Genomic DNA, 6,133 nt, shown 5'->3' with positions numbered 1-6,133 from the left:
CGGCGGTGGCGGCGGAGGCGGTGCGTCGATCAGCGCCGCGCCGGCGCTCCGGGGAGCGCTGTCGGCCACCATGACCAAGGCCGGCGCCGGGGAGGAAAGCGCAGACTCGGCGGGTTCCGCCGCCTGGGCCAGCATGGCCGGCGCCGGCCCGTTGTCGGCAGCCAGCCAGGCCAGGGTCGCCGTCAGCGCAATCGCGAGCGCGGCGCCCGCGCCGTAGCCGAACAGCCGCAGCGGCGCGCGTGCGCCCTGGCGGCGCGCGGGGTCGCGCTCGAGCTTGGCGAGGATGCTGTCCTCGCCCGGACGCCCAAGGCTGGGGCGGGACGCCGACATCAGGTTGGGGCGCGTGGAGGTGGCTTGATGTTCGTCTGAAGGACGCACGGCAGGACTCCTAAGATGGGCTTTCCTGGTTCTGATTAGAAACAATTTAGGGAGTCCCGATGCTGATTTTTGTCGCCCTTCTGTACGTTTGCCTCGCTTCGGTCCTGATCTGGCTTGTGCTTTTTCCAACCGGGCGCACGATGCTGGCGCGCAGCGTGCAAGGCTTGCGCCAGCGCCTCGAGCAGCGCACCCATGCCTGGCGCTATGCGGGCGAACGCTATGCCGTGACACTGCACGCTAGCACGGGGCCGGAGCTGCGCGAGCGGCTCCTGGGCCTGGTCCGGCGGCACAAGGTGGCCTTCGCGATCGGCACGCCCCTGGTCCTGATTCCGCCGCTGCTGGCGCTGGCCCTGAGCGGCCCGAGCATGCTGCCCGTCTACGAGAGCGCCGAGGCCTTGCCTGACGCTCAGGTTGCGGCCCTGCTCAAGGGCGAGCACCTGGTGCCGCCGGTGGCGCTGCCGCCGATGGTGTTCGCCACGCGCGAAGTGGAACTGGTGCGGCCGATGCTGGCCGACGCCAGCCGCAACTGGGGCCTGCTGCATCCCGACTTCAGCCAGCGCCTGCTGCTGGCCTTCAAGATCATGCGCGAACAGCATGGCTACGAGATGGCGCTGCTGGAAGGCTACCGCAGCCCGGCGCGCCAGGACCAGCTGGCCGCAGCTGGCGGCCACGTGACCAATGCACGCGCCTTCCAGAGCTGGCACCAGTACGGCCTGGCCGCCGACTGCGCCTTCCTGCGCGAAGGCAAGCTGGTGATCTCCGAAAAGGACCCGTGGGCGATGCGCGGCTACCAGCTGTACGGCCAAGTAGCCGAGTCGCTCGGCCTGACCTGGGGCGGACGCTGGACCATGATGGACTTCGGCCATATCGAATTGCGCATGCGCGGCGTGATGCGGCGCTGAAGGGGCTTCCCAGCCATCCGGCATGGTCTTTTGCGTCTGTTGCGCAGTCTCAAGCAGGCGCCAGCGCAAGCGTGCGAGCATTTCCTGTAGGATTTATTCCGCAACCCTCAACCCTATCCCGTCATGGCACGACTCTGGCAGTTCCTGACCGACAGGCGTGTGCTTGTCGCGACCGGTGTGGCCGCGCTTGCGGCAATCCTCGTGGCCGGCGCCGAAGCGATCGGCGCCGGGATGATCTGGGCCGCGATCGCCGGCCTGGTCCTGCTGGCCTGCTGGGGCAGCTGGTGGGGCGTGCGGCGCTACCTGCGCGGACGCGAAGCGCGCCGGCTCGGCGAAGCCATCGCCAGCGGCGAGGGCGGCCCCGGCAGCACCGGCGACGCCGGCAAGGACGAGGTCGCGGTGCTGCGCAAGAACCTCGCCGAGGCCATCGCCACCATCAAGACCTCGAAGCTGGGCCTGAACCGCGGCGCCGCGGCGCTCTACGAGCTGCCCTGGTACATGATCATCGGGAACCCGGCGGCCGGCAAGAGCAGCGCCATCGTCCATTCCGGCCTGACTTTCCCGATCCCCGGCAACAAGGCCCTGCAGGGCGTGGGCGGCACCCGCAACTGCGACTGGTTCTTCACCACCGACGGCATCCTGCTCGACACGGCGGGCCGCTATTCGGTGCAGGAAGACGATCGCGCCGAGTGGTTCAGCTTCCTCGACCTGTTGAAAAAACACCGCAGCCGGGCGCCGATCAACGGCATCCTGATCGCCGTGAGCGTGGCCGAGCTGGTGGCCGGGCCGGCCCAGGCCTCCCACGAACTGGCCAAGAACCTGCGCACCCGGGTGCAGGAGCTGACCGAGCGCCTGGGCGTGCATGCGCCGGTCTACGTGGTCTTCACCAAGGCCGACCTGGTTGCCGGCTTCCTTGATTTCTTTCATGGCCTGGAATCGGCGGAGCGCGACCGCATCTGGGGCGCGACCCTGCGCTACAACCGGCGCAGCGCGCCGCAGGACGTGCTGGGTTTCTTCGACGAGCATTTCGACGAGCTCCACGACGGTCTCAAGGAAATGAGCCTGGCCAGCATGGGTAGCGGCGCCGGCGCCGTCCGCGGATCCGGGATGCGTCCGGGCGTGTTCACCTTCCCGCTGGAATTCGCCGCCATCAAGACGCCGCTGCGCGCCTTCCTGGCCACCCTGTTCGAGGAAAACACCTACCAGTTCAAGCCGGTGTTCCGCGGCTTCTACTTCACCAGCGCGCTGCAGGAAGGCAGCGTGCAGGACCTGTCCAGCCGGCGCGTGGCCAGCCGCTTCGACCTGGCCCTGCGCGAGCAGCAGTCCGGCGCGCAGCGCCCCGAGGAGCAATCCGGCTACTTCCTGTTCGAGCTGTTCCGCAAGGTGATCTTCGCCGACAAGGACCTGGTCAAGCGCTACACCAACCCGGCGGCCAACCGCTGGAAGATCGCCGCCTTCTTCGGCGCCACCGTGCTTCTGGGCGCGGCGATGGGCGGCTGGTCCTGGTCCACCATGGGCAACCGGCAGCTGGTGGCCAATGTGCAGTCCGACCTCGACAAGGTGAAGAAGCTGCAGGCCGGGCGGATCGACCTGCAGGCGCGCCTGGAAGCGCTCGACATCCTGCAGGACCGCATCGAGCAGCTGGACCGTTATGGCCAGGACCAGCCCTGGGCGCTGGCCTTCGGCCTGTACCAGGGCACGGCCCTGGAGCGAAAGCTGCGCGACGAATACTTCGCGGGGGTGCGCGCGGTGATGGTCGAGCCGGTGACGGCGGCCCTGGAAGCCATGCTCCAGGAGGTCAACAGCAACGCCGTCCGGCTCGAGCCGGGAAGCCAGGGAACGGACCTGGCCTCGGCGCCGGCCGCGAAGCCGGGCCAGCCCTACCAGGACGTTTCGCCCACCAATGTCGGCGACGCCTACAACGCCCTCAAGACCTACCTGATGTTGGGCGACAAGCGCCACGCCGAGCCGGGCCACCTGAACGACCAGCTGACGCGCTACTGGCGCAACTGGCTAGAGGCGAACCGCGGCGCCATGCCGCGCGAGCAGATGATCCGCAGCGCCGAGCGGCTGCTGACCTTCCACCTGGCGCAGATCCAGGATCCGGCCTGGCCCCAGATGGCGCTCAAGCTGAGCCTCCTGGACAGCACCCGCGAACACCTGCGCCGCGTGGTGCGCGGCACGCCGGCGCGCGAGCGGGTGTATGCCGACATCAAGACCCGCGCCGCGACCCGCTTCCCGGCGGTGACCGTGGCGCGCATCGTGGGCGAGCAGGACCAGGGCCTTGTGGCCGGCAGCCACGCGGTGAGCGGCGCCTTCACCCTTGCGGCCTGGGACAAGTTCGTGCTGGGTGCGATCCGCGACGCCTCGAACCGCGAGCTGAACACGGTCGACTGGGTGCTCAAGACCGCCGCCAAGGACGACTTGACCCTGGAGGGCAGCCCCGAGCAGATCCAGAAGGCCCTGATCGACATGTACAAGGCCGACTATGCGAAGGAGTGGATGAAGTTCGTGCAGGGCGTGGCGATCGCCGACCTGAAGGGTTTTGAGGGCAGCGTGCAGGCCATGAACCGCCTGGGCGACCCGCAAACCTCGCCCATCGCCAAGCTGCTGCAGACGATCTACCAGGAGACCGCCTGGGACAACCCGGGCGGGGCGCAGGTCAAGCTGGGCAAGACCGAGCGCGGGCTGGCGCAGTGGTTCAAGGAAGTGGTGCTGCGCCGCGCGCCTTCGGACGCGCGCACCCTGGCCGACGCGGTCGATCCGGCCCAGCTCATTGCAGCGCAACAGCAGGGCGCGGGGCCGATCGGGCGCGAATTCGCGGCCGTCGCCCGCCTGGTCGGCGCAAGGGAGAAGGAAGCGTCCCTGATGACGGGCTACCTGGACGCGCTGTCGCGCCTGCGCACCCGCCTGAACGGGCTCAAGAACCAGGGCGACCCCGGCCCCGGCGCCAAGCAGTTCATGCAGCAGACCCTGGAAGGAAATGGTTCCGAACTTGCCGACGCGCTGCGCTATGTCGACGAGCAGATGCTGACCGGGATGAGCGACAGCCAGAAGGCCGCGCTGCGCCCGCTGCTGGTGCGGCCCCTGGTCCAGACCTTCGCGATGATCGTGCTGCCGTCCGAGGCCGAGATCAACAAGACTTGGCAGGCGCAGGTGGTGGAACCCTTCCAGCGCACCCTGGCCAACAAGTATCCCTTCGACGCGGCGTCGAAGGTGGAGGCCAGCGCGAGCGAGATCGGCCAGGTCTTCGGCCCGGAAGGCGCGGTGGCCAAGTTCGTGACCACCGCCATGGGGCCGCTGGTGGTGCGGCGCGGTGACGCACTCGCGGCCCGCACCTGGGCCGACATCGGGATCAAGCTCGAGCCGCAGGCGGTGGCCGCCTTCCCAGGCTGGGTGGCGCCCTTGTCGAGCAACGGCGTGGCGACGGCGGCCGCCGACCAGACCGTGTTCCAGCTGCTGCCCCGTCCCGGCCCGGGGCTGCTGGAATATACGATCGAGGTCGACGGCCAGCAGCTGCGCTACAAGAACACTCCGCCGGCATGGACCAACATGGTCCATCCGGGACCGCAGGGCGCGGCCGGCGCGCGTATCACGGCGGTGACCTTCGACGGCCGCACGGTGGAGCTGTTCAACGAGCCCGGGCAGTTCGGGCTGAAGCGCATGGTGGGCGCGGCCCAGCGCAAGCGCAAAGATGACGGTTCCTTCGAGCTGCGCTGGACGGTGGGGAATACGGCCGTGGCGGTCGACCTCAGGATCGTCAGCAGTCCCGACGCTGGCGGCGCGACGCAGGCCTCCAGTAAGGGCTTCCACGGCCTCCGCCTGCCGCCCACCATCGTGGGGCGCGAGATCCAGTCGCAGCCGCCGGCGGTGGCCAGCCTGAACGGAGCGCAGTGATGCGGACCGACCGCATCGGCTATTTCGGCAAGATCCCGGCGCGCGCCGATTTCGTCAAGCTGGCGCACGACCCGGCGGCGATCGGCATGCTGGACCAGTGGCTGGCGCAGGTGATGACCTTGCTCCCTTCGGACGCGCGCTGGCGCATCAACTACGACGCCATGGCCCCGGTCAGCTTCGCCCTGGTGGGGCCGGCACGCCGCCATGCGGTGGCCGGGCACCTGGTGCCGAGTCATGACCAGTCGGGCCGGCGCTTTCCTTTTCTCGCTAGCCGTACCCTCGAGGTGGCCGACCCCGCGGCCTTCGTGGCGCGCTGTCCGCTGGCCTTCGGTCCGCTGTGGATGTTCCTGGAGCAGACCTGTCCCAAGGTCCTGGGCGCGGACGATCCGGCGCCTTGGCTGCAGGCCATTGCCGACAGCGCCGTCGCGATGGGCGACGAAGACGCGCTGGGACAACTGCTGCGCGAGGGCACGGTCGGCTCGCTCGACGCCATGCTCGGACGCAGCGGCGCAGCGCGGCTGGTGGTAGCCCTGGGATTGCTGCTGCAGCCGGTGATGCACAGCCAGCCGGCCGAGCTGCACAAGAGCCTGGTGCTGCCGCTGCCGGCGGGCGTGCCGGCGCGCCATGCGGTGGCGGCCCTGTGGCTGGAACTGATCGCGCCTTTCCTGCGGCGCTCGGGCTTCGACCTGGCCCTGTTCCTGACCCGGCAGAACGAATCCCCGGTGCTGGTGGTGGGCTTTTGCGGGGCGCTGGCCCAGACCCTGCACGCGTTGATCGACCCGCTGGTCGCCCTGGAGCTGCAGGTGAGGCTGGAGGACACCGGGTGGATCGACGAGCAGCTCCAGTTCGACAGCGACGTGCGGATGCTGGCCAGCCACCTGGCCCAGCCCGACCTGCCGCTGTCCCTGGCGCGCGAACTGTTCATGAAGACGTTCATTGGAGGCGCGGCGTGAAAC

The 6,133-nt window shown here is 69.2% G+C and carries 3 protein-coding genes and 1 pseudogene; 3 read left to right on the top strand and 1 reads right to left on the bottom strand.

The annotated features are described in order from the left end of the window. A pseudogene (locus KBW98_RS19435) lies at positions 1 to 378 on the bottom strand (hypothetical protein); the annotation flags it as partial. Positions 379 to 437: 59 nt separating this feature from the next. Between KBW98_RS19435 and KBW98_RS19430 the strand changes: the two are divergent. The 3 genes from KBW98_RS19430 to tagF all read left to right on the top strand — a co-directional run bounded on the left by KBW98_RS19430 (position 438) and on the right by tagF (position 6,130). Continuing rightward, positions 438 to 1,280, top strand: a complete 843-nt coding sequence (locus KBW98_RS19430; protein ID WP_211521812.1) for a M15 family metallopeptidase — start codon at positions 438 to 440, stop codon at positions 1,278 to 1,280. A gap of 123 nt (positions 1,281 to 1,403) precedes the next feature. Further along, on the top strand, positions 1,404 to 5,177 hold the full coding sequence (gene tssM, locus KBW98_RS19425; RefSeq protein ID WP_211521811.1) for a type VI secretion system membrane subunit TssM: 3,774 nt from the start codon (positions 1,404 to 1,406) through the stop codon (positions 5,175 to 5,177). Continuing rightward, on the top strand, positions 5,177 to 6,130 hold the full coding sequence (tagF, locus tag KBW98_RS19420) for a type VI secretion system-associated protein TagF (protein WP_211521810.1): 954 nt from the start codon (positions 5,177 to 5,179) through the stop codon (positions 6,128 to 6,130). Before tssM ends, tagF begins: the two co-directional genes overlap by 1 nt. Positions 6,131 to 6,133 lie beyond the last annotated feature (3 nt).

The organism is Massilia sp. ST3 (assembly GCF_018119405.1).
Lineage (GTDB): Bacteria > Pseudomonadota > Gammaproteobacteria > Burkholderiales > Burkholderiaceae_D > Telluria.
Note: the sequence above shows the minus strand (reverse complement) of the source record. Positions and strands in the feature narration are given on the sequence as shown.